The organism is Stappia albiluteola (assembly GCF_014050225.1).
Classification (GTDB): domain Bacteria; phylum Pseudomonadota; class Alphaproteobacteria; order Rhizobiales; family Stappiaceae; genus Hongsoonwoonella; species Hongsoonwoonella albiluteola.
Genome location: NZ_JACFXV010000046.1, coordinates 1 through 22,178 on the forward strand (window position 1 = coordinate 1; position 22,178 = coordinate 22,178).

General features: G+C 62.7%; 24 protein-coding genes and 2 tRNA genes. 11 read left to right on the top strand and 15 right to left on the bottom strand.

Going from position 1 to position 22,178, the window contains the following annotated elements; genetic code table 11:
- From H2509_RS08065 to H2509_RS08075, 3 genes are all read right to left on the bottom strand, one after another.
- A partial coding sequence (locus H2509_RS08065; protein WP_182161583.1) for an IS30 family transposase occupies positions 1 to 956 on the bottom strand: 956 nt, incomplete at its 3' end.
- Between the two features lie 595 nt (positions 957 to 1,551).
- Positions 1,552 to 3,393 (bottom strand): dihydroxy-acid dehydratase, encoded by a 1,842-nt coding sequence (gene ilvD / locus H2509_RS08070; RefSeq protein WP_182164179.1) that lies wholly within the window; start codon positions 3,391 to 3,393, stop codon positions 1,552 to 1,554.
- Between the two features lie 177 nt (positions 3,394 to 3,570).
- Positions 3,571 to 4,044, bottom strand: coding sequence for a DUF1203 domain-containing protein (locus H2509_RS08075; RefSeq protein WP_182164152.1), 474 nt, complete (start codon positions 4,042 to 4,044; stop codon positions 3,571 to 3,573).
- A 149-nt stretch (positions 4,045 to 4,193) separates the two neighbouring features.
- Between H2509_RS08075 and H2509_RS08080 the strand changes: the two genes are divergently transcribed.
- On the top strand, positions 4,194 to 4,697 hold the full coding sequence (locus tag H2509_RS08080; protein ID WP_209001873.1) for a DUF192 domain-containing protein: 504 nt from the start codon (positions 4,194 to 4,196) through the stop codon (positions 4,695 to 4,697).
- Here the strand turns inward: H2509_RS08080 and H2509_RS08085 are convergent.
- From H2509_RS08085 to H2509_RS08095, 3 genes are read right to left on the bottom strand one after another with little or no spacing between them, the layout of a single operon-like run.
- Entirely contained in the window at positions 4,687 to 5,520 is an 834-nt protein-coding gene (locus tag H2509_RS08085) for a transglutaminase-like domain-containing protein (RefSeq protein ID WP_182164154.1), read from the bottom strand. The genes H2509_RS08080 and H2509_RS08085 overlap by 11 nt on opposite strands.
- Positions 5,521 to 5,574: 54 nt before the next feature.
- Positions 5,575 to 5,838: a DUF1488 family protein gene (locus H2509_RS08090; RefSeq protein WP_182164156.1), complete on the bottom strand. Its 264-nt coding sequence runs from the start codon at positions 5,836 to 5,838 to the stop codon at positions 5,575 to 5,577.
- Positions 5,829 to 6,164 carry a hypothetical protein gene (locus H2509_RS08095; protein ID WP_182164158.1) on the bottom strand — a complete coding sequence of 112 codons (336 nt, stop codon included), beginning with the start codon at positions 6,162 to 6,164 and terminating at the stop codon, positions 5,829 to 5,831. Before H2509_RS08095 ends, H2509_RS08090 begins: the two co-directional genes overlap by 10 nt.
- 519 nt (positions 6,165 to 6,683) lie before the next feature.
- Between H2509_RS08095 and H2509_RS08100 the strand changes: the two genes are divergently transcribed.
- Positions 6,684 to 6,760 (top strand) — tRNA-Pro (locus H2509_RS08100).
- 488 nt (positions 6,761 to 7,248) lie between these two features.
- Complete coding sequence (katG, locus tag H2509_RS08105; protein ID WP_182164160.1) at positions 7,249 to 9,453, top strand: catalase/peroxidase HPI; 2,205 nt, start codon at positions 7,249 to 7,251, stop codon at positions 9,451 to 9,453.
- A 98-nt stretch (positions 9,454 to 9,551) separates the two neighbouring features.
- Here katG and H2509_RS08110 read toward each other — a convergent pair whose 3' ends face one another.
- The 5 genes from H2509_RS08110 to H2509_RS08130 all read right to left on the bottom strand — a co-directional run bounded on the left by H2509_RS08110 (position 9,552) and on the right by H2509_RS08130 (position 14,823).
- Positions 9,552 to 10,022: a YybH family protein gene (locus H2509_RS08110; RefSeq protein ID WP_182164162.1), complete on the bottom strand. Its 471-nt coding sequence runs from the start codon at positions 10,020 to 10,022 to the stop codon at positions 9,552 to 9,554.
- Between the two features lie 69 nt (positions 10,023 to 10,091).
- Positions 10,092 to 11,507 carry an adenylate/guanylate cyclase domain-containing protein gene (locus H2509_RS08115; protein ID WP_182164164.1) on the bottom strand — a complete coding sequence of 472 codons (1,416 nt, stop codon included), beginning with the start codon at positions 11,505 to 11,507 and terminating at the stop codon, positions 10,092 to 10,094.
- A gap of 11 nt (positions 11,508 to 11,518) precedes the next feature.
- Complete coding sequence (locus H2509_RS08120) at positions 11,519 to 12,724, bottom strand: MFS transporter (RefSeq protein WP_182164166.1); 1,206 nt, start codon at positions 12,722 to 12,724, stop codon at positions 11,519 to 11,521.
- Positions 12,725 to 12,913: 189 nt separating this feature from the next.
- On the bottom strand, positions 12,914 to 13,987 hold the full coding sequence (locus H2509_RS08125; RefSeq protein WP_182164168.1) for a patatin-like phospholipase family protein: 1,074 nt from the start codon (positions 13,985 to 13,987) through the stop codon (positions 12,914 to 12,916).
- Between the two features lie 11 nt (positions 13,988 to 13,998).
- The gene (locus tag H2509_RS08130) at positions 13,999 to 14,823 is read right to left on the bottom strand and encodes a 3-hydroxybutyrate dehydrogenase (RefSeq protein WP_182164183.1); all 825 of its coding nucleotides are present in this window, start codon (positions 14,821 to 14,823) and stop codon (positions 13,999 to 14,001) included.
- A gap of 317 nt (positions 14,824 to 15,140) precedes the next feature.
- Here H2509_RS08130 and H2509_RS08135 point away from each other — a divergent pair, with 317 nt between their 5' ends.
- Positions 15,141 to 16,064: a LysR family transcriptional regulator gene (locus H2509_RS08135; RefSeq protein ID WP_182164170.1), complete on the top strand. Its 924-nt coding sequence runs from the start codon at positions 15,141 to 15,143 to the stop codon at positions 16,062 to 16,064.
- Here the strand turns inward: H2509_RS08135 and H2509_RS08140 are convergent.
- The gene (locus tag H2509_RS08140) at positions 16,051 to 17,397 is read right to left on the bottom strand and encodes an NAD(P)/FAD-dependent oxidoreductase (RefSeq protein ID WP_182164172.1); all 1,347 of its coding nucleotides are present in this window, start codon (positions 17,395 to 17,397) and stop codon (positions 16,051 to 16,053) included. The two genes, H2509_RS08135 and H2509_RS08140, sit on opposite strands and share 14 nt — an antisense overlap.
- 218 nt (positions 17,398 to 17,615) lie before the next feature.
- On the opposite strand from H2509_RS08140, the gene H2509_RS08145 reads away from it, so the two are divergent.
- The 4 genes from H2509_RS08145 (at position 17,616) to H2509_RS08160 (ending at position 19,257) form a co-directional block, all read left to right on the top strand.
- A complete protein-coding gene (locus H2509_RS08145; protein ID WP_235974811.1) occupies positions 17,616 to 18,110 on the top strand; it encodes a hypothetical protein in 495 nt (164 codons plus the stop codon).
- A gap of 124 nt (positions 18,111 to 18,234) precedes the next feature.
- Positions 18,235 to 18,681, top strand: coding sequence for a MerR family transcriptional regulator (locus H2509_RS08150; protein WP_182164173.1), 447 nt, complete (start codon positions 18,235 to 18,237; stop codon positions 18,679 to 18,681).
- Between the two features lie 175 nt (positions 18,682 to 18,856).
- Entirely contained in the window at positions 18,857 to 19,162 is a 306-nt protein-coding gene (locus tag H2509_RS08155; RefSeq protein WP_182164174.1) for an ETC complex I subunit, read from the top strand.
- A gap of 18 nt (positions 19,163 to 19,180) precedes the next feature.
- A tRNA-Arg gene (locus tag H2509_RS08160) sits at positions 19,181 to 19,257 on the top strand.
- Positions 19,258 to 19,740: 483 nt separating this feature from the next.
- Here H2509_RS08160 and H2509_RS08165 read toward each other — a convergent pair.
- Both H2509_RS08165 and H2509_RS08170 read right to left on the bottom strand, forming a co-directional pair.
- Positions 19,741 to 20,124 carry a hypothetical protein gene (locus H2509_RS08165; RefSeq protein ID WP_182164175.1) on the bottom strand — a complete coding sequence of 128 codons (384 nt, stop codon included), beginning with the start codon at positions 20,122 to 20,124 and terminating at the stop codon, positions 19,741 to 19,743.
- A gap of 168 nt (positions 20,125 to 20,292) precedes the next feature.
- The gene (locus H2509_RS08170; RefSeq protein WP_182164177.1) at positions 20,293 to 20,796 is read right to left on the bottom strand and encodes a hypothetical protein; all 504 of its coding nucleotides are present in this window, start codon (positions 20,794 to 20,796) and stop codon (positions 20,293 to 20,295) included.
- Between the two features lie 162 nt (positions 20,797 to 20,958).
- Between H2509_RS08170 and H2509_RS08175 the strand changes: the two genes are divergently transcribed.
- Genes H2509_RS08175 through H2509_RS08185 form a run of 3 tightly spaced genes read left to right on the top strand, consistent with a single transcriptional unit; the run spans position 20,959 to position 21,595 of the window.
- Complete coding sequence (locus tag H2509_RS08175; RefSeq protein WP_182162253.1) at positions 20,959 to 21,258, top strand: helix-turn-helix domain-containing protein; 300 nt, start codon at positions 20,959 to 20,961, stop codon at positions 21,256 to 21,258.
- Positions 21,255 to 21,410 (top strand): hypothetical protein, encoded by a 156-nt coding sequence (locus tag H2509_RS08180; protein ID WP_182162255.1) that lies wholly within the window; start codon positions 21,255 to 21,257, stop codon positions 21,408 to 21,410. The genes H2509_RS08175 and H2509_RS08180 overlap by 4 nt, the downstream gene beginning before the upstream one ends.
- Positions 21,407 to 21,595, top strand: coding sequence for a hypothetical protein (locus tag H2509_RS08185; protein ID WP_182162257.1), 189 nt, complete (start codon positions 21,407 to 21,409; stop codon positions 21,593 to 21,595). Before H2509_RS08180 ends, H2509_RS08185 begins: the two co-directional genes overlap by 4 nt.
- Here the strand turns inward: H2509_RS08185 and H2509_RS08190 are convergent.
- Positions 21,592 to 21,786, bottom strand: coding sequence for a hypothetical protein (locus H2509_RS08190; RefSeq protein WP_182162259.1), 195 nt, complete (start codon positions 21,784 to 21,786; stop codon positions 21,592 to 21,594). The two genes, H2509_RS08185 and H2509_RS08190, sit on opposite strands and share 4 nt — an antisense overlap.
- Positions 21,787 to 22,178 lie beyond the last annotated feature (392 nt).

The following is a 22,178-nucleotide window of genomic DNA, read 5'->3' on the forward strand; positions in this document are numbered from 1 at the left end:
GGCGTCCTGAAGGCAAGGCATTTGCGCGGGGTATTGTTGTAGTGCTCGACCAACTGTCGGATTTGGCCTTGATCGATGGTTGCCAGATCCGACTTGCGCGGCAAGATCTTGCGCATGCGGCCGATGGCATTCTCGATGCCACCCTTCTGCCAGGGGGCGTGCGGATCGCAGAAGAAGGTGGCGAGGCCGAGCCTGTCCGTGAGTTCGAAATGCAAGGCGAATTCCGTGCCATTGTCGAAGGTGAGCGACCGGCGCAACAGGCGGGGCAGCGGACCGAAGCGCTGAACCAGGGCCTGGACGACGGCGCGCGCGGTCTTTCGCGACAGCCGATCGATGGTGAGGATGCGCGAGCTGCGCTCATGGGTGACCAGCACATACTGGCCATAGCGGGAAAAGGCCATGAGGTCGGCCTCCCAGTGGCCCGGCGTGGCCCTGTCGTCGGCCTCGGCGGGACGTTGGGCCAGCGGGCGGCGCAGCTTGATGAAGCTGACGGACGAGCCGCCGCGCAGGCCCAGGCGGCCCCTGCGGTTCTTGGCGCGCGGCAGTAGGCGGTGCCAGTAATCCTTTTGCGCCGAGCGGTGATAAACGAAGCGGTAGATGGACTCATGGCTGATGAGCGTGCCACCGTGCTCGCGCGCCAGCCGGCCGGCGATCTGTTCGGGTGACTGTCCCATCGCAAGGCGTTGCCTGACCATGTCGCGCAGCGCCGGCTGGCGTGCCAGCTTGTAGCGGGCATCCCAGCGCCGGCGCCGGAGGGCCAGTCCGTGCGCCCGTTCCCCGTCATAGCTGCCGCACCACTGCTTGGTCGGCCTGGCATTGCGCCGCAACTCGCGGCTGATCGTGGCAGCCGAACGACCCAGTTGCCGTCCGATCCAGCGCAGCGAGCGCCCTTCCCGGTGCCACAGCTCTATCTTTACCCGCTCCCGCAGGCTCAACTGATCGTAACTTTGTCCCATCGCGGCAACACCTTAGCAGGTGTTGCACTTGTTTCGTGAATTCAGCGGAACCAGTAAACGCATGCGTTGGCGGCTAAATCTCAAGCATCGGCGTTTACTGGATGACCGGTCGAACCGGGCATGAAAGAGTATGTGGGCGTTGGTGCAAGCAAGCACGACAGGGTGAGTGACCCCTCTGCCGCAACCTCTCGGTTCGTCATACGCGGGCTTGACCCGCGTATCCATACCGGCCAGCACATTTCACAGTCGTCCGATGGATTGCCGGGGCATTTCCCGGTACTGGGCCCGGCAATGACGAGGGGAGGGGCTGTGCGTCTTGTATTCGAGAAGGTACGGGCTTCGCCCGCGGCACGTCATCTAGATCCCGGCTCTCGCGATGTGCGTTACCGCACACGCGGGCCGGGATGACGGCCGAGGATGGGGGCATGAAGTTGCCCACACTCCGGTGTCATCCCCGTGCAAACGGGGATCCAGTAGACACATACCTCAGTGGCTAAATCACCGGCGTTGGCGATTACTGGATGCCCGGTCGAGCCGGGCATGACAGAGTGTGCGACAGCCCCCGGCCCGCTCAGTCGATTACGACCCGGTCCCCTCAGTCCACCACGCGGACCGCGCCCTTGGCGGCCGAGGTCGCAAGCTTGGCATAGGCCTTCAGCGCAGTGCTGACCTTGCGGGTACGCACCTCGGTCGGCTTCCAGGCGTCGGCGCCTCTGGCTTCCATCGCCGCGCGACGTTTCGCCAGCACCTCGTCGGCAACGGCGAGGTTGATCGTGCGATTGGGGATATCGATCTCGATCAGATCGCCTTCCTCGACCAGGCCGATCAGGCCACCCTCGGCGGCTTCCGGCGAGACGTGGCCGATGGAGAGGCCCGACGTGCCGCCAGAGAAACGGCCATCGGTGATCAGCGCGCAGGCCTTGCCGAGCTTCTTCGACTTCAAGTAGCTCGTCGGGTAGAGCATCTCCTGCATGCCGGGTCCGCCGCGCGGGCCTTCATAGCGGATCAGCACCACGTCTCCGGCGACGATCTTGTTGCCGAGAATGGCGCGTACGGCCGAATCCTGGCTTTCGAAGATGCGAGCGGGGCCGGAAAACTTCAGGATCGAGTCGTCGACGCCCGCCGTCTTCACGATGCAGCCGTCCTCGGCAAGGTTGCCGAAGAGCACGGCGAGACCGCCATCCTGCGAGAAGGCATGTTCCTTCGAGCGGATGACACCCGTCTCGCGGTCGGCATCCACTTCGTCATAGCGGCAGTCCTGCGAGAAGGCGACCTGGGTCGGGATGCCCGCGGGGCCGGCCCGATAGAAGTCGATCGCCGTCTTGCTTGACGTGCGCTTGATGTCCCAGCGGTCGAGCGCTTCTTTCATGCTGGCCGAATGGACCGTCGGCAGTGTCGTGTCGATCAGCCCGGCGCGATCGAGTTCGCCAAGGATCGCCATGATGCCGCCGGCGCGGTGGACGTCTTCCATATGAACGTTGGCGACGGAGGGCGCGACCTTGCACAGCACCGGCACCTTGCGCGACAGCTTGTCGATGTCGGCCATGGTGAAGTTCACCTCGCCTTCATAGGCGGCGGCGAGCAGGTGCAGCACAGTGTTGGTGGAGCCGCCCATAGCGATGTCGAGCGTCATGGCATTGGCGAAGGCCTGCCAGTTGGCGATCGAGCGGGGCAGCACGCTGTCGTCGTCCTGCTCGTAATAGCGGCGGGCAAGGTCGACGACCAGATGACCGGCCTCGACGAAAAGCCGCTTGCGGTCGGCGTGGGTGGCGAGCACCGAGCCGTTGCCGGGCAGGGCGAGGCCGAGGGCCTCCGTCAGGCAGTTCATGGAATTGGCGGTGAACATGCCGGAGCAGGAGCCGCAGGTGGGGCAGGCGGAGCGCTCGATCACCTGCACGTCCTCGTCGGAGATCGAGGTATCGGCGGCCGCGACCATGGCGTCGATGAGGTCGAGCGCCTTCTCCTTGCCGGCGAGCTTCACCTTGCCGGCTTCCATCGGGCCGCCGGAGACGAAGACGACGGGAATGTTGAGCCGCAGTGCCGCCATCAGCATGCCCGGCGTGATCTTGTCGCAATTGGAAATGCAGACCATGGCGTCGGCGCAATGGGCGTTGACCATGTATTCGACGCTGTCGGCGATGACCTCGCGCGAGGGCAGCGAATAGAGCATGCCGTCATGGCCCATGGCGATGCCGTCATCGACGGCGATCGTGTTGAATTCCTTGGCCACGCCGCCAGCGGCCTCGATCTCGCGCGCAACCAGCTGGCCGAGATCCTTCAGGTGCACATGGCCCGGCACGAACTGGGTAAAGGAATTGACCACGGCAATGATCGGCTTGCCGAAGTCGCTGTCCTTCATCCCCGTGGCGCGCCAGAGGCCGCGCGCACCGGCCATGTTGCGGCCGTGGGTCGTGGTTCTTGAACGGTACGGGGGCATGGCGGCCTCGATCTGTGCTTCGTGCTGGTCTGACACTTAGAGCATGTCCCCGGAAAGTGAATTCCGGTTTCGGGAAAGGACACGCCCGAAGACGTGACCTTGCATTACGAAATCAGCTTCGCCGGGGCAAGAAAATTACGGGCCGCTATCGCATCCGTGGCCGGATTTTGCGTTTCGTCAGGCGCGATCGATCCGCGCCTGGTAGCAATTGTTGGAGGCGGAACGAACATGCACGTAGGCGATTTCCGGCCGCGAAAGCAGCGCCCGGGCATAGTCGCCAAGTTCTGATGTCGGCACGACCTTGCCCGTGCCGTAGACGATGCGGTCGTCCGCTCCGTAGCCGCGCAGGAGCAACCTCTCCCAGGCGAGGAACATGGCGGGCGCCTCGTCGCTTTCGGCATGGCGATCGCAGGGTTTCGCGCAGAGGAAGATCGGGCCGACTTCCGCATAGGGTTGCGGGGTGGGGAAGGGGCGATGGGCAAGGACGAGGAAGGGATTGCCTTCGCCGATCTCGCGCAGGCAGTGGCGGCAGGGATAACCCTGGCCGGCGGACGGATGGCGTTCGGGGGCGAGACCATTGGCGTCAGGCTCGCCAGCGCGGTAGCGCTCGACGGTTTCGGTGGCAAGCGCCTGGAAGCGTAGTCGTGTCATGGCCGTTTCCTCCAATCGGATTGACGGAACTCAGTAGCCGGCCGGTTGACCGGCAGCGACCCGATTTGCGAGCCGGGCCGCTTGCCGGAGCCAAGTGGCGGACATAGGATGCCGCCGGTTTCGACACGCCTTTCGGACAGGACCTTCTCATGCCGCCGTCGCGCCCGAATATTTCCCTCCCAGCCTTCCTGATTGCGGTTTTCCTGGCTTTGATGGCTATGTGGGCACGGCCTTCGATGGGCGAGGAATTGCCGCGAGAGGTGCTGGTGGTCGAGGCCGCCAACGGTGCCCGCCACGAATTCACCGTGGAGATTGCCGACACGCCTGCCGCGCGCGGCACCGGGCTGATGTTCCGCAAGGAACTGGCGGCGGATGCCGGCATGCTGTTCGATTTCCATCGCGAGGAGCCGGTCTATTTCTGGATGAAGAACACTTATGTGTCTCTCGACATGATCTTCATTGCCTCCGACGGACGGATCGTCAGGATCGCGGAACACACCACGCCGCTATCGGAGAAGGTGGTGCCGTCCCGCGAGCCGGCGCGATATGTGCTGGAAGTGGTCGCCGGAACGTCGGCAAGGCTTGGCCTCGCCGCGGGCGACAGAGTTTCGGGGCCGGCAATGGCGGGTAGGGAGAGCAAGCCTAGCCGATGAGGCCGCCGGGCGTCTGGATGTCGGTAATTTCGTAGGTCCAAACCCGAAACGATTTCAGCAGATGGGGGCCAAACGAATTGATCAGCGGGATATCCGCTGCGTCCCGGCCCCGCGCGACGACGATTCTGCCAATGCGCGGCACGTTGTTGCGCGGGTCGAAGGTATACCACCGACCGTCGAGGAAGACTTCGATCCAGGCGCTGAAGTCCATCGGATCGACAATCGGCACGCCGATGTCGCCAAGATGTCCATTGACGTAGCGGGCCGGGATATTGAGGCAGCGGCAAAAGGATATGGCGAGGTGGGCATAGTCGCGGCAAACGCCGACGCGTTCGCCGTAAGCTTCGAAAGCCGTTCTTGTCGCCCGTGCCTGCATGTAGTCGAAGCTGATGTGGTCGTGAACGAAATCGCAAATCGCCTGCACGCGCGCCCAGCCTGGAGCGTGGTTGCCGAACAGGTCCCACGCAAGCTGGCTGAGCCTGTCCGTCTCGCAGTACCGGCTGCCCACAAGGTAGACAAGGCAATCGTCAGGGATGTCGGCGACGGGGAGTTCACGCGCGCCGGGCTCGACCGGGTCCGGTTCCCCGTCATCCTCGATCGTCGTGTCGCCCCATATGCGGAGCTCCCCCTTTGGGGCAACAAACCTGCGGCATTTGTTGCCGAACAGGTCATGGTAGATGGTCGTGGGGATGCTTGGGGTGGTGAACACGCATTCGGGCGACCGGATTTCCCGAGCGTGGTCGTCATGCACGGAAAGCAGACACACCATCGCCGTAGGTTGCTCGCAGACGAGCGTAATGTCGTAGCCAAATCGGATGAGCATAAACAGTCTTGACCTGGTAGTGGCCACGGCCTCCTTCGGTTAGCAGGTCTTCCGCTATCTGAAATCGTTCGCGGTGAGGACGTAGATTGTCCGATGACAGTTTGAATGGGCCTCCGCCGCGACATCGTGGATGATCCCGAGTGCGGCGTCAAAGGCGTTCAGGCATTTCGTTTCCGTCGCCACAGAGGCTTTCGCATCCAAAAGCGCTGAGGCTTCCACGAAGAACTGCACGTCCGCCTCTCCGTCATGACCGAAGAAGTGGACGCCCCTTCTGGTCTCGTCGAATCTTCGGCTCGGATTCGGGAATGTCAAAGCCATGACCAAAATTTCTCGATGCCGCGCACCGCCACGGTCGACTTGCTTGGCCTTGTCTTGAGCCTTCGGCGCTCAGCATTGCGGAGGTTCAGGGAAATCATCCGTCTCGTCGCGCCGGCGCGACTCATGCCGACCATCATATGGCTGCGATCGGCCGCCGGGATGCCGGTAAAGACGTGATAGACAGTCCACGATCCGTCCACCTCCACGCGGCGTCCGTATTGATTGTTCATATCGTCGTCGAACCCGAGGAGCCCTCCCTCGCTCTCCCAGACGTCAATTTCGTAGCGCTCCTGTATTCCAGGGTGCTTGTTGGGTGCAGAAGACATTCTGGCCACGCTTTCCATTGGAGTGCGAGACGGTGTGCAGCGATCCGGTATGCGCCGGAGGCGCCTTGTCCGAAGCGCTTCGATCCCACCCAATGATTGCTCGACTGCGTCGGCCGTTCCGGGTCTTACCGAACGTCGACGTTCGTCCGCCCATCCGGCGGAAGGTTGTTTGGATGAAAAGGCGGGTCGGTAGGCCTCTGACACCGCGAAGAGCCAATTCGGCGAAGACCATGCTTAACAGGCAATTGAGCTACAATTGCGGCGCAGTGGCCGATATTGCCGGCAGGAGCCACGTCCGGCGAGCGAAGGCACGGGTTGAATCAACGCAGTGCAACCGACGTTTATCGTTCGCTCGTGAGCCGGGCCGGCCGGGCCTCCTGTTTGTTGATGTGCATGCCCGCCACGAGCATTCACGCTTGACCTTTTTGGCCAAACACCGATAAACCGCTTGGGAAATGAAGCATGCCTTGCGAAGGTCGATACCGGCTTCGGGAAAGAGCATGAACAAGATCATGATTTCGGGGTATAGCGCAGCCTGGTAGCGCATCTGCTTTGGGAGCAGAGGGTCGCAAGTTCGAATCTTGCTGCCCCGACCATTTTTCTTTCCCATCGGTTTTCTGGCGTCATTTGATCTGGCTTGAGATGAATGATTCCGTCTGTTGACGGCAGCATCTGGTGCACCGCGCCTGATCGTCTCGCCAGCAGTTCGCTGTCAGCGGCCGCAATGCCGCTCCGGCTGGCGCGCAATTTCCGGCTGCAATGACAAATTTTCCACAAGGCGCCTGTGCATGAAAATGGCGCATTGGCTCAAGGACTTGGCGGCTCATAAGACCAGGTTATGGCCAAGATCAAGATATACGACTTCATCTGATGGAGGGCGTTTGATACGACGTTTCGCAGGTAGCTGAAAATGCGCCAATGTCGCCCTGCCGTTGCGCGGTTAGGGAAGACGTGGCCGCTGTCTCGGATGCCGGCAACGATCTCGAGAGATTTACGCGATGACTGCCGCGCCGGGCAAAGCTCCGGGGCAGGCCGTCGCCGCCCGGGATGACTTCAAGAAAACTGGCCACAACAGGAGAGGGCTATGGACGCAAAAACCGAGGAGAGCGCAGGCAAGTGCCCGTTTACGGGCAAGGCGGCGCGAACGAACAGGGACTGGTGGCCGAACCAGCTGAACTTGAAGGTTCTTCACCAGAACTCGTCCAAGTCGGATCCGATGGGCGAGACGTTCGATTATGCCGAGGAGTTCAAGAAGCTCGACTATGAGGCCCTCAAGAAGGATCTCGTTGCGCTGATGACGGACTCCCAGGACTGGTGGCCTGCCGACTACGGCCATTACGGCGGTCTTTTTATCCGCATGGCCTGGCACAGCGCCGGCACCTACCGCACGGCAGACGGTCGCGGCGGCGCCGGAAGCGGCACGCAGCGCTTCGCTCCGCTCAACAGCTGGCCGGATAACGGCAATCTCGATAAGGCCCGCCGGCTGCTCTGGCCGATCAAGCAGAAATACGGCAACCGGATATCCTGGGCCGACCTGATGATCCTGGCCGGCAATTGCGCGCTGGAATCGATGGGCTTCAAGACTTTCGGCTTCGGCGGCGGACGCGAGGACGTGTGGGAGCCGGAGGAGGACATCTACTGGGGCTCGGAAGGCGAGTGGCTTGCCACCAGCGACAAGCCCAACAGCCGGTATTCCGGCGACCGCGACCTGGAGAACCCGCTGGCGGCCGTCCAGATGGGCCTCATCTACGTGAACCCTGAAGGCCCGGACGGCAATCCGGATCCGGTCGCGTCCGGCCGCGACATCCGCGTGACCTTCGAGCGCATGGCGATGAACGACTACGAGACCGTCGCGCTGACCGCCGGCGGCCACACCTTCGGCAAGGGGCATGGCGCGGGCGATCCCTCGCATGTCGGTCCGGAGCCGGAAGCCGCTCCTATCGAGGCGCAGGGCCTGGGCTGGCTCAGCACCTACAAGAGCGGCAAGGGCGCGGACACCATCACCGCCGGCCTTGAAGGCGCGTGGACCGCGAACCCCACCAAGTGGGACATGGGCTATTTCGACGTCCTGTTCGGCTACGACTGGGAACTGGTGAAGAGCCCGGCCGGCGCGCAGCAGTGGCAGGCGAAGAACCTGCAGGAAAAGGACATGGCGCCGGACGCCGCCGATCCTTCCAAGCGCGTGCCGCTGATGATGACCACCGCCGACATGGCGATGCGCATGGACCCGGCCTACGAGAAGATCTCGCGCCACTTCCACGCCAATCCGGACGAGTTCGCCGATGCCTTTGCCCGCGCGTGGTTCAAGCTGACCCACCGTGACATGGGCCCGAAGTCACGTTACCTCGGCCCGGAAGTGCCGGCTGAAGACCTGATCTGGCAGGACCCGATTCCCGCCGTCGACCACCAACTGGTCGACGAGAAGGACATCGCGGCGCTCAAGGGCAAGATCCTGGACACCGGCCTTTCTGTCGCCGAGCTGGTTTCGACGGCCTGGGCCTCTGCCTCGACCTTCCGCGGTTCGGACAAGCGCGGTGGCGCGAACGGCGCGCGCATCCGACTGGCGCCGCAGAAGGACTGGGAAGTGAACCAGCCGGCCCAGCTGGCGAAGGTTCTGGCCGCGCTTGACGGCGTCCGAAAGGCATTCAACGACGCGCAGTCCGGCGACAAGCGCGTTTCGCTTGCCGACCTTATCGTACTCGCTGGTTGCGCCGCGGTGGAGAAGGCGGCGAAGGACGCCGGGCAGGATGTGACGGTGCCGTTCACGCCGGGCCGTACCGATGCTTCGCAGGAGCAGACCGACGTGGAGGCCTTCGAGGTGCTCGAGCCGGTCGCGGACGGGTTCCGCAACTACCTGAAGACCAAGTTCACGGTTTCGGCCGAGGAACTGCTGGTCGACAGGGCACAGCTCCTGACACTGACCGCGCCCGAGATGACGGTTCTGGTCGGCGGCCTGCGCGTGCTGGGCGCCAATCACGGCCAGTCGAAGCACGGCGTGTTCACGGACCGTCCGGGAACGCTGACCAACGACTTCTTCGTCAACCTGCTCGACATGCGCACCCAATGGAAGGCGACGTCGAAAGACGAGGACGAGTTCGTCGGCACCGACCGTGCGAGTGGCGAGAAGAAGTGGACCGGCACCCGCGTCGATCTCATCTTCGGATCGAACTCTCAGCTCCGGGCGATCGCGGAAGTCTATGGCCAGGACGATGCCAAGCAGAAGTTCGTGCGCGACTTCGTTGCGGCCTGGACCAAGGTGATGAACCTCGACCGCTTCGATCTCGTTTGATATCGGGGCCTGATAGCGGGATCGGCCGGTGAGGCCTTGAACGAATGAACGGGGCGGCATCCGGGTGAACCGGATGCCGCCCCTTTCGTTTTTCGCTGCTATGACTTTTCCGTCGTCGTCAGCAGCGCGGCGATGCGCCAGCCGGATACCTGCTTCACGAATACCGCGCTGACAAGAAAACGTAGCCTGTCCGGCTTTTCCGCCGAGCCGATCACCAGTGTCAGAGGCACGTGAAAGATCGCGGATTGCGACGTGACTTCGGAGATGCGGACCTTGTCGAGATCAGGCTCCACGCGCCATAGGGCGGCTTTCTGAAAGCTGCCCATGCGGGCAAGCACCGCATCGCGGCCCCAGAAGCTCTTGCCGTCGCTGACCCAGAGAAAATCGGGACCGTCGATGAAGAACGCACCTATCCGCTCAGGGTCGTGTGCATTTTGCGCTTCAACGAAGGCGAGATAGGTGGCGCGCAATTCATCCGCCGTGTTGGCCTGAGCGGAGCCCTTCGGCGCCAGGATCAGCGGTGCGAGGAGCATCGCGGCGAGAGTTAGCGGTAACAGGATACGTTTCATGGCTTCGCTTCCTTCCGAAATCCTAATGGTGCGCGGTTTGTTCCGGCCAGTGCCGTTTCAACATCGCCTTCATGCGGGTTTCGTATCGCGGGCGACGAGGTCGAGGGCAGGTGCCGTCCCGGCGACTTCCTCCTGCCTGAGGACGCTATAGGCCCGGTCCGGCCGGTAGCCCTGGCGGGCGGCAAGTTCATAGGCCTCGCGGGTTGCGAGGCAGTCGCGGCCGGCGACCTTGCAGTGTTTCTCAAGCTTGGCGGCGAGGTTCACCACGTTGCCGATGACGGTAAATTCGAGCCGGCTGTCGTCGCCGGTGACGCCGAACAGCACAGGGCCGACGGCGAGGGCAGCGCCAATGCGCAAGGGCTCGGCGTGTCTTGCCGCTCGCTCATCGTTCCAGGCGTTTGCCGCCTCGCAGATGCCGTCCAGCGCACGGAAGGCGTCGGCGGCGAAATTCTCGCTCGGACGCGCCGCGCCGAAGGTCGCCATGATGCCGTCGCCGAGATACTTGTCGATCGAGCCGCCATTCGCCTGGATTACCGGCACCATCACGCGCTGGTAGTCGCGCAGCAGCGCCATCGTCTCTTCCGGCGTAAGCCTCGCCGCAAGGCGGGTGAAACCGCGCAGATCGAGCATCAGGACCGCTGCGTCGCGGATCATCGCGTCGCCCGGCATGAAGCCGCTGTGGGTGGCGCGGATCTCGCCGGCGACTTCCGGCGCGAAGAAGCGGGAGAGTTCGTTTGCCGCGTGCGCCTCGGTCGCCGCTCGAATGAGCAGCCGCCTTGCCCGCACCACGGCGATCGCCAGAACGGCGGTGACGGCAACGAAGGACAGGATCTTGTCGATCTCCGCGCCAATCAGGATCGTGTCGGAGGTCATGTAGACGGCGAAATTGTGGGTGAGCCGCATTTCGCCGGCCGTTAGCACCGCATAGGCGACGAGCAACAGCCAGCCGACGACCGCGGCGAGCCCCGCCAGCACGATATAACCGGCCTCGAAGCGCATGGCCCGCAGCGCAATCAGAATGAACACGTAAAGCAGGGTCGGCGCCTTCAGGTAGATTGTCGCCGGCTGCTGATACTGAAGATGAAAGCTCCAGATGGTGATCATCAGTACCGCGATATCGATGACGACCGACAGGCTGAGAAAGAGCGGGGTCAGCTTGCCCGTCAGCGCCAGGCGCAGGCGCAAGGCGGTGACCACGAAATAGATCGTCAACGCAATGGGAACCGGCTCGAAGGGCACGCTTGGCGGAAAGGCTTTTGGCGTGATCGCGTAAAATCCGCCGAAAAAAGCGATTGCGCCGAATTGCGCGATCGAGACGAGGATTTCGCTGGAGCGCTGATCGGCGGCGATCGCGCGGCGCACCCGCTCCGGCAATTCGCGCGGCGGTCGCTGACCGAAGACGAATGCCAGGAGCCTGCCGAGGATTTCGGCCGGCATGGATGCATTGAGCGGCGCGGCGAGGCGCCGGATCGCCAGGGCGAACATGTTTTCCTCCCTCATGCTTCCTTGAGCCGCATGCGAAGTCCGAGAATGAAGGCGGCAACGAGAGCGGCGGCGATAACGGAGAGGGCGTTCGGCCAGCCGAAGCGGTCGTAGACCTGACCGAGCACGAAAGCGCCGGCCAGACCGCCGAGATAGTAGGAAGCCAGATATAGACCGCTGGCGGCGGCGCGGTCGGAGTTCGCCGCCCGGCCGACGAAACCGGTCGCAATCGCCTGGGCGAAAAAGGTGCCGACGCCGATGACGGCAAGGCCGAGCACGACGGCGGCAAGGCTTGCCGACTGCAGCAGGGGCAAGGCAGCGAGGCAGGCTGCGAGCGAGACGGCCAGCATCGGCCTCGTGCCGTAGCGGCGGACAGCCTTGCCGGCGAGCGGCGTCGTCACCATGGCAGGAATGAAGACCAAATAGACGAAGCCCAGGTGCATCGGCGACAGCGACAGGGGCATCTTCGACAGTTCGAAATTCACATAGGTGAAGACGCCGATGAAGATGAAGAGGATGAAGAAGCCGACGCCGAACGCGGCAGCGAGCGGCGGGTTGCGCAAATGCGCGCTCCAGGCGGCCAGCGGCGGCTGCAGCGGTTTGCACCGGTGGGGCATCTTCAGTGACGGTTGCATGGTCCGGTAAACGAGGGCGGCACCTGCAAGGTTCAGCAGGGCGAAGACATAGAAATTGGTGGCAAGCCCGGCATAGTCTGCAACCGAGCCGGAGATCAGCCGCCCGATCAGGTTGGAGGCGACGATGCCGGTCACATAGGCGGCGAGGGCGGCTGCCGCGTCGGCCGGTCCTGCGCGGTCGGCGAGATAAGCCATGGTCAGCGTGAAAGCGGCGGCCATGAAGACGCCCTGCGCGATCCGCAGTACCGTGAAGGCTGCAAGATCCGGCGCGGATGCCAGTAAGGTCGTCGGGATCGCAAGCAGAGCCAGGCTAAGCCAGATGCCGCGCCTCGGGTCGATGCGGCGGGCGAAGAGCGACACGAGCAGGCCGGAGGCCGCCATGCCGATGGTGCTGGCATTGACGGCGAAGCCCATGGCGGCGCGCGACACGCCATAAGTCTCGACCAGCGTCGGCAGGATCGCCTGTGCAGCGAAGAGATCGACAAGGGTCAAAAAGCCGATCAGCCCGATGACCAGCGCGCGCGGTGTAGTCCCCATCCGCATGGCTGCGCCCGCCATGGTCATGGTGCGGGGAGAAGTCGTCATGGCTTGGGTTCCCTTGAATGAAGTGGAGGCCTGCCGGCGCCCAGGCTCATTTTCGCGATTACGGGCCTGCATTTGAAATGCCGCTCTCTTGTTGCCTCGATGCTCGGGGGGCATGGCGATCGGCTCCCCCAATAAAAAAGCCCCGGTGAAGGTCGTCACCGGGGCATCCAGTCGAGGGAGGCTGCTTATTTAGAGATAGGCGTCGAGATCGGCCGTCGTCTGATTGCCGACGCTGTCGAAGGATTCCCGCAACCAGCGGAGCGCACGGGCACGGCCCACATCGCGCAGGTGGGTGAGGAACTCCCAATCGCCATTGAGTTTCGAAGAGACGGAGAGCGTGCGCATCATCTCGTCGTCGGAGATGGAATGGATGAGCATGCGCTTCATGTCGCCGTCGGCGATCTTGCCCTCGTCGATCAGGCGGGTGACGAAGTGGATCACCCGCATTTCCCGCATGAGCGAGGAATTGAAGGAGATCTCGTTGATGCGGTTGAGGATTTCCTGGGCCGTTTTCGGTGTTCCCTCGCGCATCAAAGGATTGATATGCACGATCACCACGTCGCGGCTGTCGCAGTTGTAGATTAGCGGGTAGATGGCGGGGTTGCCCATGTAGCCGCCATCCCAATAGGGATCGCCATCGATCTCCACCGCCTGGAACATGAAGGGCAGGCAGGCGGAAGCCAGCACCACGTCCGGCGTGATCTCGCAGGTTGTGAAAACGCGAACCTTGCCCGTCCGCACGTTCGTGGCCGACAGGAAGAGCTTCACCTTGCCGTTGGCCCGCAATCGCTCGAAATCGACGCATTCCTCCAGTACCCGGCGCAGCGGGTTCCAGTTGGTCGGGTTGAACTGATAGGGTGACATCAACCGTGCCATGATGTCGAAGACGAGAAATGCGGGCGAAGAGTCGAGCGCATGGTTATGGGTGATGCGGTCCCAGAACGACGGCTGCAGCGGCCCGGACATGGCGGCATGCGACACCCGCCGCCAGAAATTGGCGAGTGCCCGGCGCGCGCCTTCGCGACCGCCCTCCGAAAGGCCGTAAGCCATGACGGTGGCGTTCATTGCACCGGCGGAGGTGGCGGTGATCGCCTCAATGCCGACGCGACCATCCTCCAGAAGCTTGTCCAGCACGCCCCAGGCGAACGCGCCATGCGCGCCGCCGCCCTGCAGGGCGAGGTTGACGGTCTTCACGCCGGCTTCCACTTTCGTTTCGGCAGCGGGTTGACCGCCGGCGCCGCCATTGATGCGCTCGTGTTTCATCGGAGTGATCCTTACTCGGCGGTCCACCCGCCATCGACGCTGATCGACGTGCCGGTGATGGAGGCGGCGTCCTTCGAGCAGAGGAAGGCGACGACACCGCCGATCTCCTCCACCGTCGAGAACCGCTTGTTGGGCTGTTTCTTCAAAAGCACGTCGCGGACGACCTGTTCGCGCGGGATTCCGTGCGAGCGGGCCTGATCGTCAATCTGCTTCTCCACAAGTGGCGTCCAGACATAGCCCGGGCAGACGGCGTTAACCGTGATGCCCTGCTCGGCAAGCTCGAGCGCCGCCACCTTGGTAAGGCCGATCAGGCCATGCTTGGCGGCGGTATAGGCCGACTTGAAGGGCGAGCCGACCAGGCCATGCGCAGAGGCGATATTGACGATCCGCCCGGAGCCGCGCGACTTCATGCCCCTGGCGGCCGCTCGCATGGCGTGAAAGGCGCCCGACAGGTTGATGGCGATCACCTGGTCCCATTTCTCGGGAGGAAATTCGTCGATCGGCGCGACATACTGGATGCCGGCATTGTTGACCAGGATATCGACGGCGCCGAAATGGTCCTCGGCCGCGGCGATCATGCGGGCGATGTCGTCCGGTTTCGACATGTCGGCGTCGTCATAGCGCACGCCGACGCCGAACTCCGCCGAGATCGCGTTGACTTCCTTCATGATCGCGTCCACCGGACCGAAGCCGTTCAGCACGATGGCGGCGCCCCTGGAGGCGAGAACGCGGGCGATGCCAAGGCCGATGCCGCTGGTGGAGCCGGTGACGATGGCGGCGCGGCCGGCCAGTTCCCCCGATCCGGCCTTGGCCGGCAAGGATTGAACGATGTTCATCATGGTGCGTTCCTCGCGTCGCTGGTGGACATGATCCGTTGCGAAAATCCGCGCTGCCGGCATGCGCCTTCGACGGAATGTCTTGCGTAAAGGAAGCCGCTGAACGATTCTGTTCAGTGCGACAAAAGCAGCGGGTTTCGGTGGCCGGATGCTTGTTTGGCGAAAGCGAATTCCGGCAGCCGGGTCGCAATATAAAAGGCGAAGGCGGGATCAATTTAAAATGCCGTCGCGTCACTGAACCGATAACCAGATCGCATCGCTGATGGCGTTACTCTTGGTTTAGAGGCGGAGTGAAGGCTCATCACCAGGGACCGGTCATGGAATTGCATGAAATTCGATATTTCCTCGCCCTTTGCGAGACGCTGAACTTCACGCGGGCGGCCGAGGCCTGCAACGTGACCCAGCCTGCGCTGACACGGGCGATCAAGAGCCTGGAAGACAAGCTTGGCGGGCGGCTCATCCACCGCGAGCGCGGCAATACGCATCTGACCGAACTGGGCCGCATGATGCAGCCGTATTTTGGCGAGATCTTCAGCCAAATGGAGGAAGCCCGTCGCCGGGCGCAGAGTTTCGTAAAGCTGAAAGAGGCGACGCTGACCGTCGGACTGATGTGCACCATCGGCCCGTCGAAGCTGATCGACCTGTTTGGAGCCTTCAACGAGCATTATCAGGGCGTGGAGCTTTATCTCAGGGACGGAGCCGCAAGCCAGCTCGAGGAACAACTCATTCGCGGCGAAATCGACCTCGCCATCTACTGCAAGCCGCAAATGACGAACGATGCGCTGCATATGCTGCCTTTGTTCAGCGAGCGCTTCGTGATCGGCCTTTCTCCGAACCATCCTCTAGCCAGGCTTTCCGAGATCAAGATCAGCGACCTTGAAGGGCATGACTATCTGAGCCGAATCAATTGCGAATACCGCGATTACATCCGGGATTTCCGTGAGGAATTGGGCGTATCCGTCCGCAGGCCCTACGCGAGCGAGCGCGACGACTGGATCCAGTCGATGGTGCTGGCCGGCCTGGGCTTCACCGTGATCCCGGAATATGCGGTGACCTTGCCCGGCCTCACCACGCGCCCGTTCGTCGACCCGGAGTTCGTCCGCAGGGTCGGGCTCGTCACCGTGCGCGGGCGACCGCATTCCCCGGCCGTCGGTGCCTTTGTGCATGAATGCCGGCGCTATCCCTGGGCGGCGAAGATGTGCTGCGGCATGCCTGAGTCGGCGGTGGTTACCGCGGCGTGATTTTTTCGGATTCCACCTGCTCCTTGGCCCCGGAGACCAATCTCATCGGTTTCGCGCTACCGGTAATGAGGCGCGCCCCGCGTTCGAAAGTGAAGTAGTTCCAGAGCCAGTTCGCTGCCACGGCGAGACGGCTTCGGGCGCCGATCAGGAAATAGACATGGGCGACTGCCCACAGGAGCCAGGCCGGGTAGCCCGCGAGCCGCAGGCCATGGATCTCGGCGACGGCGGCTCCCCGGCCGATCGTCGCCATGGAGCCGGCGTCGCGATAGCGGAAGGGCTCGTCGGTATGTCCGCGGCCTGAAATGCGCCGGGCGATAAGCCTGCCGACATGCCGGCCCATTTGCTTGGCAGCCGGCGCCACGCCCGGCACGGGCCTGCCGTCCGCGCCCGTGACAATCACCGTGTCGCCAACGGCATAGACACCCGAAAGTCCTGCAACCGAAAGATCCGGCGCCACCATGATGCGGCCGGCCCGGTCGGCTTCGACGCCCAGCCATTTGGCGGCCGGGGAGGCCATCACGCCGGCCGCCCATATCACGGTCCGCGCCGCCAGCCGCTCCTCGCCAATGGCCACGAAGCCATCGCCGCAATCGGTCAGAGGCTTGCCGAGTCGCACTTCGACGCCGAGCCTTTCCAGGGCCCCCCGAGCCTTGGTGGAGAGCCTCTCATTGAAGGACGGCAGCACGCGCCCGCCTGCCTCCACCAGCAGGACGCGCGTTTTACGTGGGTCGATGGATCGGAAGTCGCTGGCCAGCGTGCGACGGGCGAGTTCTGCGATCGCGCCGGCCATTTCCACGCCGGTCGGCCCTGCGCCGACGACAACGAAGGTCATCAGCGCTGCTCGCAGCTCTTCGCATTCGGCCTGCTCGGCCCGCTCGAAGGCGGTCAGCACCCGGCGGCGGATTTCGGTCGCATCGTCGATCTTTTTGAGGCCGGGCGCATGAGCGGACCAGTCGTCGCGGCCGAAATAGGCGTGGCGTGCGCCGGTCGCCAGAACCAGATAATCGTATGGGATGTGGCGCCCGTCATCGAGTTGAACATGACGAAGGACGCTGTCGACGCCGGTCACACGTCCCATCGCCACGCGGACGTTCTTCTGTCGCGAAAGAAGCGCCCGCACCGGCCAGGCGATATCCGCCGGCGACAGCGCGGCCGTCGCCACCTGGTAGAGCAGCGGCTGGAACAGGTGATAGTTACGCCGGTCGATCAGCGTCAGCTGCGCGTTCGCTTGCTTCAGCGCCCGTGCTGCGGCGAGGCCGCCGAAGCCTGCCCCGACGATCACGATGGAAGGCCTGTCAGCGGGCCGCGTGGATGAGTGCGGAGCATGGTACATTGTCGGCGTTCCTCAACGGTTCTGCCCGGGGCTCGTTCCTGCCGCGCCAATGCAGGACGGCGGTGTGGCGAGCGGCCGAAACGAGCCGATCATGCTTGTTTGACGCCGCGTTAGAAAAATGCCTCTCCGTCATGATCGCGATGCGTGAACGGCATTCGATCCAACCGAATGGCTGCGGCAGACTGCCGGAAGTCATGCGATTGTCAGGAGGACATCCAATGAACAGGGCTCTTTCCCATGCCTCTGAAGGCGGGCCGCTTTTTCCGGCGTTCACGGGCACGCTGCTTTTGACCGCAATCCTGGCCGGAGCTGCGGCCGATATCGTATGGGAGGTCTGGGCGCGCACGGTCACGCCGCTGCTCGTTGGCGGTCCGTTGCAGCCGGCTGCACTCGTGCGTTCCGTCTTCGGCCTGGAAAGCTGGGCACTCGCCGAATTGATCCACGCCGTAGTCGGCGTCGTGTTCTATCCGCTCGGCTATCTGTATGTCGCGCGGCCGGTAGCGCGGGTGGTGACGCCTTTTCTACCCTGGTGGGTCGTCGGCCTCGGCTTTGGCCTCGGGCTCTGGGTCTTCGCCCTTTATGTGATGGCGCACCTGATTGCAGGGCTGCCGGCTTTCCTCGGCTTCGTTCCGCTGGCCTGGGCGTCCTGCGTCGGCCACATGATTTTCGGGCTCGTTACGGCCGTGGTCGTGCGCTGGCGAGAGGCGCGGTGAAAGGCGGGGGGGGCGGCCAGGAATATTCCCGCCCGGCTGCAAGGCGTCAGCGCAATAGCCGCTTGTCGTCGGCTCCGGGCCTGATTGGGACGGATTTCATCACCACAGCAGCAACGGGGGGAAAATGAAAAATACCGTTGAGAAGCTTACCGAAGTGCCTCATGTCGCGGAGCCGATCCCGCGGGATCTTGAGAGTGCGACGTTCCTGAAGATCTCGGAAATCTCCGAGAAGTTCGGTGTGACGCTTCGAGCCTTGAGGTTCTACGAGGAAAAGGGGCTTCTCTGCCCGATGCGAAAGGGTGCCCGGCGCTATTTCCGTGCTCGTGAAGTGGCCCGTATGAGGATAATCCTGCAGGCCCGGCGGATCGGGCTGACGATCGGCGAGATCAAGAAGGTCATAGAAATCGCGGAAAGCGGCCTGTCCGCGAGCGAAAGATGCCGGAAGCTGCATACCATATGCACCAAGCACGAGGCGGAATTGCGCGAGCGGGAGGCCATGATCCACAGTCAGGTCGCCGAGACGAGACAGATACTGGCCCATCTCCAGTCGACGGCGTTCGAGGTCGTCTGACGGGCCGTCGGCGACGGCAGGCCATGCGGCCTGCCAGCCGCCTTTCCGTCTGCTTGCTAAACAATCCAGCTGCGATGCGTTGACTTGCCCGCATTTTCCGGGGAATAAACGTTCGAACCTGCGCTCGAGGCTTTTCGGGCGCCTGTCTTTTTTCAGAGCGACGGGACGTGTCAGCATGGTGGCTCGCATCTACCGCCCGGCCAAGACGGCCATGCAATCGGGCAAGGGCAAGACGCATCAATGGGTTCTCGACTATGAGCCGGAGTCGCCCCGTTCGATCGAACCGCTAATGGGCTACACCTCCTCGGCCGACATGAAGCAGCAGATTCGCCTGCGGTTCCCGACCAAGGAAGAGGCGATCGCCTATGCCAGGCGCAACGGAATCGCCTACCGGGTCGAGGAAGCGCAGGAACGCCGCATTCCGAAGGTCGCCTATTCCGACAACTTCAGGTATGACCGCTATATGCCCTGGACCCACTGAGACGCAGCGCTCGCGATTGGCCCCGTAGCTCAGCTGGATAGAGCACCGGCCTTCTAAGCCGATGGTCGCAGGTTCGAATCCTGCCGGGGTCGCCAATATTTTCAATTGGTTAGTGTGCGATATTTGAGAGCGGCACTTGCCGTTTTACAGGTCGTTTACACTTTTGTTGTAACGCGCAAGAACAGATGGCAATACGGGGACATCCGGGGACAGCCGGAGACGCCGCGCCGTAGAGCGGAATTCGGTGGGGATATCAAAGGCTTCCGTGGGGAGCAGCGGGGCGACGCGGGAAAGCGGCCGCGCAAGACCAAATGGCAATGAAATCCCGAAAACCGATCAGGCCGGCTCGCGCCAATGCGCCAAGCCATTGAAAAACAACGAAACGGCAAATCGAAAGTGGGAAGAAAAAACGGCAATGACAGCGCCGCTTCCCACTTCGAATAAATGGCGCGTTTCTGCGGTATCTCAGCAGAAACGCGGGATGCCGGGTGTTGGAAAGTGGGAAATCACAAAGGGCCTGAAAGCACCCTTAACGGCTACTTCCAGGAACCCTAATTCTGCTGCCCGGATGGCGTAGCTTATAGCGCCGTGCCCTGCCTTGCGCACACTCTCAATGTGGCGGCAGTCTCGTTACTCGTGCCACCTACCGACACGGGGACGAAGCCTCCTTTGGTCAAAACACCCAAGAAAGGCTTGTCGCCGGTATAACCGCCGTAGCTGTTCTTGGCGTTAACCCATCCACAGGCAGACACGACACCCTCACTGTTGGACGCGGCAACGATTTCACCAAAGCGCGCCGACTCCGGATCCTTCAATACACCCCTGACAGCCGCATGGATCGTGGAGATCTGAGCGGACGACAACTCATATGGCTCGTGGACCTCTGGCGGCGCTGACGTTGCTGTCGACTGGCAGCCGCTAACGATGAAGGCGGAAATCAGAAGAAAATTGTTCAGCTTCATATTGTCCTCTTCGCTCAATTAAGGCCGGTTTAAACGTCGGTTTAGAAATCCGTTAACCGCCGCAAACAAACAGCGCCAATGCTGCCTGCGGATGCAGTGTATTCCCGTTGCAATCGATGGCAACCGCGTGCGTAATGACGCTGGAAACCAGAATGCCGACCTGCACAATCAGGAAGCCGAGCGTTTACCGGAACCGGGCTCTGCGGCAGCGGCGGCCAACCGCTTCCTGAGCAGGTGGCGCAGCTGCGGCAAGGCAGCCTCAATCTCCGCCTGGTCATCCGGATCGGCCACTCTCGTCATCAGATCGTTGTAGATGCCGGCAGCCTCAACTGCCACGTTCTCCGGCGTAATCGCGATTTTCATCTCTTCATAAACCGATGTGACGACTGCAGCGGCCCTTCGCATGGTCCAGTCATCAACAGGTCTGCGCTGCGGCCTTGATGGATCGAGCAGCTCTGCGCCTTCACCTGTTGCTAGCCAAGCCAGGCTCCATCCACGCAACTGACCAATTTTCACCATGTTCGAGAACGGCGGGTGAGACGTGCCCGCAAGATACTTGTTGAGCGTGCCGACTGGGATGCCAGTTCGCTCAGAAACAAGCTTCGGACCGCCTGACTCCCTAACGATGTGGCGAAGACGCTCAAGAAAGCCGGTCTCTACGCGAGGTTCCATTTATGGAGCCTCCATCGCTTCTTGAAGTCCAAATGTGGATTGACTGAATTCCATATATGGAATACACCTATTTGTACGGCCCGATCAAACGGGCCGGAAACACACCAGCAGGACCAACAAAAAGCGGATGCGCCAACATCCGCTTCAGTCAGGAGTAGCGTTATGGAGAACCGGAAGCCGAAGTGGGACCGGCATTCGATCCTCGCGGAATTCCGCCGCAGGGGTGTGCGGATGTCCGACTTCGCGGCCGAGCATGGCCGCAACCCAAAATCATTCGGAACCATCTGGACCAAGTACAACCGCATCAACGAGAAGCTGATCGCGGACTTCCTTGGCGATCCCGTCGAAGTGGTCTTTCCGGACCGTTATCCCATTCGCGCCACTCGCATCTTTGATAGCAGGCGCGACGACAAGAAGTCGAGTGAGAAAGCTGCCGCCACCCGTGACAGGGTGGCGGCATGAAACGGCCGCTTCTGTCAACAATGCGGTCGGTGCTTGACAGGCCGCTCGTCCAGGACATCGCGGCTTTCGTCGCGCTGTCGCTGGGTGTCGCCGCGATCCTCGCCTGGGCCTGGATCGCCACGCTGATGGCAGTGGCCTGGAGGCTGGCATGAGCCTCCAGGAGATCATTGCGATTGCCGGCGGTGCGGCCCTGGGCGGTTTTCTCGGGCTGCTGACAGGTCTTTGGATCGTCCGCCGAAATCCGGCCTTCAGCCAAGCAGCGAAGACGAAATCGTCTTGCCCCATTTGCACGGGGCGCGAGGGAACCGTCGTGCACGTGCCGATGAGGCGCCGCTAATGCGTGGCCTGGTCGCCCTTGACGATATCGGACCAGACGTCGGCGAGCGCATTGAAGGCGAGTTGCACCTGGTCTCGAACGACTGTGTCGAGGTTCATGGAGTTGAGTTGCTGGCCCGCACGTACGTTCGCCTCGACCAGCCCGACAGCAAGTGTGAACAGCTTTTCTGCATCCATTTCGATCGTCTCCATGTGTGTCTCCCACGTGGGGATGAGAGGCGCCGGCCCGCGGTTCGGCGCGGGCCGGCGCCGTCAAACCTACCCCGGTTTCTCCGGCTGCATCAGGCCGGGATTTACCGCCGAAATTTCCTATCCGCTGCCCGTTCACTCCCCGCGTCGGCAGCGGACCGGCGCGCCTGCCGCTTGTTCCTCCCGGCGGCGGGCGCGCGAAGCTTCCAACACCTTTCCCAGGCAGGCCTTTGAATGAACCCGCAGGACTATCAACAGATCCCCGTGAAGCTGATCGACGTGCCGGGCGGCCGGCGCAAGGTCGATCCGGACTGGGTTGCCGCGCTCGCCGAGGATATCGGCCGGCAGGGATTGCGGGTGGCGATCCAGCTCGTTGAGGCGGGAGGCCGCTACCG

Excerpts from the sequence above, each read along its gene's own strand:
- H2509_RS08185 (WP_182162257.1), top strand. The coding sequence starts at position 21,407 with ATGAGCCTCCAGGAGATCATTGCGATTGCCGGCGGTGCGGCCCTGGGC.
- H2509_RS08080 (WP_209001873.1), top strand. The coding sequence starts at position 4,194 with ATGCCGCCGTCGCGCCCGAATATTTCCCTCCCAGCCTTCCTGATTGCG.
- H2509_RS08140 (WP_182164172.1), bottom strand. The coding sequence starts at position 17,397 with ATGTACCATGCTCCGCACTCATCCACGCGGCCCGCTGACAGGCCTTCC.
- H2509_RS08135 (WP_182164170.1), top strand. The coding sequence starts at position 15,141 with ATGGAATTGCATGAAATTCGATATTTCCTCGCCCTTTGCGAGACGCTG.
- H2509_RS08170 (WP_182164177.1), bottom strand. The coding sequence starts at position 20,796 with ATGGAACCTCGCGTAGAGACCGGCTTTCTTGAGCGTCTTCGCCACATC.
- H2509_RS08075 (WP_182164152.1), bottom strand. The coding sequence starts at position 4,044 with ATGACACGACTACGCTTCCAGGCGCTTGCCACCGAAACCGTCGAGCGC.
- H2509_RS08165 (WP_182164175.1), bottom strand. The coding sequence starts at position 20,124 with ATGAAGCTGAACAATTTTCTTCTGATTTCCGCCTTCATCGTTAGCGGC.
- H2509_RS08085 (WP_182164154.1), bottom strand. The coding sequence starts at position 5,520 with ATGCTCATCCGATTTGGCTACGACATTACGCTCGTCTGCGAGCAACCT.
- katG (WP_182164160.1), top strand. The coding sequence starts at position 7,249 with ATGGACGCAAAAACCGAGGAGAGCGCAGGCAAGTGCCCGTTTACGGGC.
- H2509_RS08155 (WP_182164174.1), top strand. The coding sequence starts at position 18,857 with ATGGTGGCTCGCATCTACCGCCCGGCCAAGACGGCCATGCAATCGGGC.
- H2509_RS08145 (WP_235974811.1), top strand. The coding sequence starts at position 17,616 with ATGAACAGGGCTCTTTCCCATGCCTCTGAAGGCGGGCCGCTTTTTCCG.
- H2509_RS08115 (WP_182164164.1), bottom strand. The coding sequence starts at position 11,507 with ATGTTCGCCCTGGCGATCCGGCGCCTCGCCGCGCCGCTCAATGCATCC.
- H2509_RS08150 (WP_182164173.1), top strand. The coding sequence starts at position 18,235 with ATGAAAAATACCGTTGAGAAGCTTACCGAAGTGCCTCATGTCGCGGAG.
- H2509_RS08095 (WP_182164158.1), bottom strand. The coding sequence starts at position 6,164 with ATGTCTTCTGCACCCAACAAGCACCCTGGAATACAGGAGCGCTACGAA.
- H2509_RS08090 (WP_182164156.1), bottom strand. The coding sequence starts at position 5,838 with ATGGCTTTGACATTCCCGAATCCGAGCCGAAGATTCGACGAGACCAGA.
- H2509_RS08175 (WP_182162253.1), top strand. The coding sequence starts at position 20,959 with ATGGAGAACCGGAAGCCGAAGTGGGACCGGCATTCGATCCTCGCGGAA.
- H2509_RS08130 (WP_182164183.1), bottom strand. The coding sequence starts at position 14,823 with ATGAACATCGTTCAATCCTTGCCGGCCAAGGCCGGATCGGGGGAACTG.
- H2509_RS08190 (WP_182162259.1), bottom strand. The coding sequence starts at position 21,786 with ATGGAGACGATCGAAATGGATGCAGAAAAGCTGTTCACACTTGCTGTC.
- ilvD (WP_182164179.1), bottom strand. The coding sequence starts at position 3,393 with ATGCCCCCGTACCGTTCAAGAACCACGACCCACGGCCGCAACATGGCC.
- H2509_RS08110 (WP_182164162.1), bottom strand. The coding sequence starts at position 10,022 with ATGAAACGTATCCTGTTACCGCTAACTCTCGCCGCGATGCTCCTCGCA.
- H2509_RS08180 (WP_182162255.1), top strand. The coding sequence starts at position 21,255 with ATGAAACGGCCGCTTCTGTCAACAATGCGGTCGGTGCTTGACAGGCCG.
- H2509_RS08125 (WP_182164168.1), bottom strand. The coding sequence starts at position 13,987 with ATGAAACACGAGCGCATCAATGGCGGCGCCGGCGGTCAACCCGCTGCC.
- H2509_RS08120 (WP_182164166.1), bottom strand. The coding sequence starts at position 12,724 with ATGACGACTTCTCCCCGCACCATGACCATGGCGGGCGCAGCCATGCGG.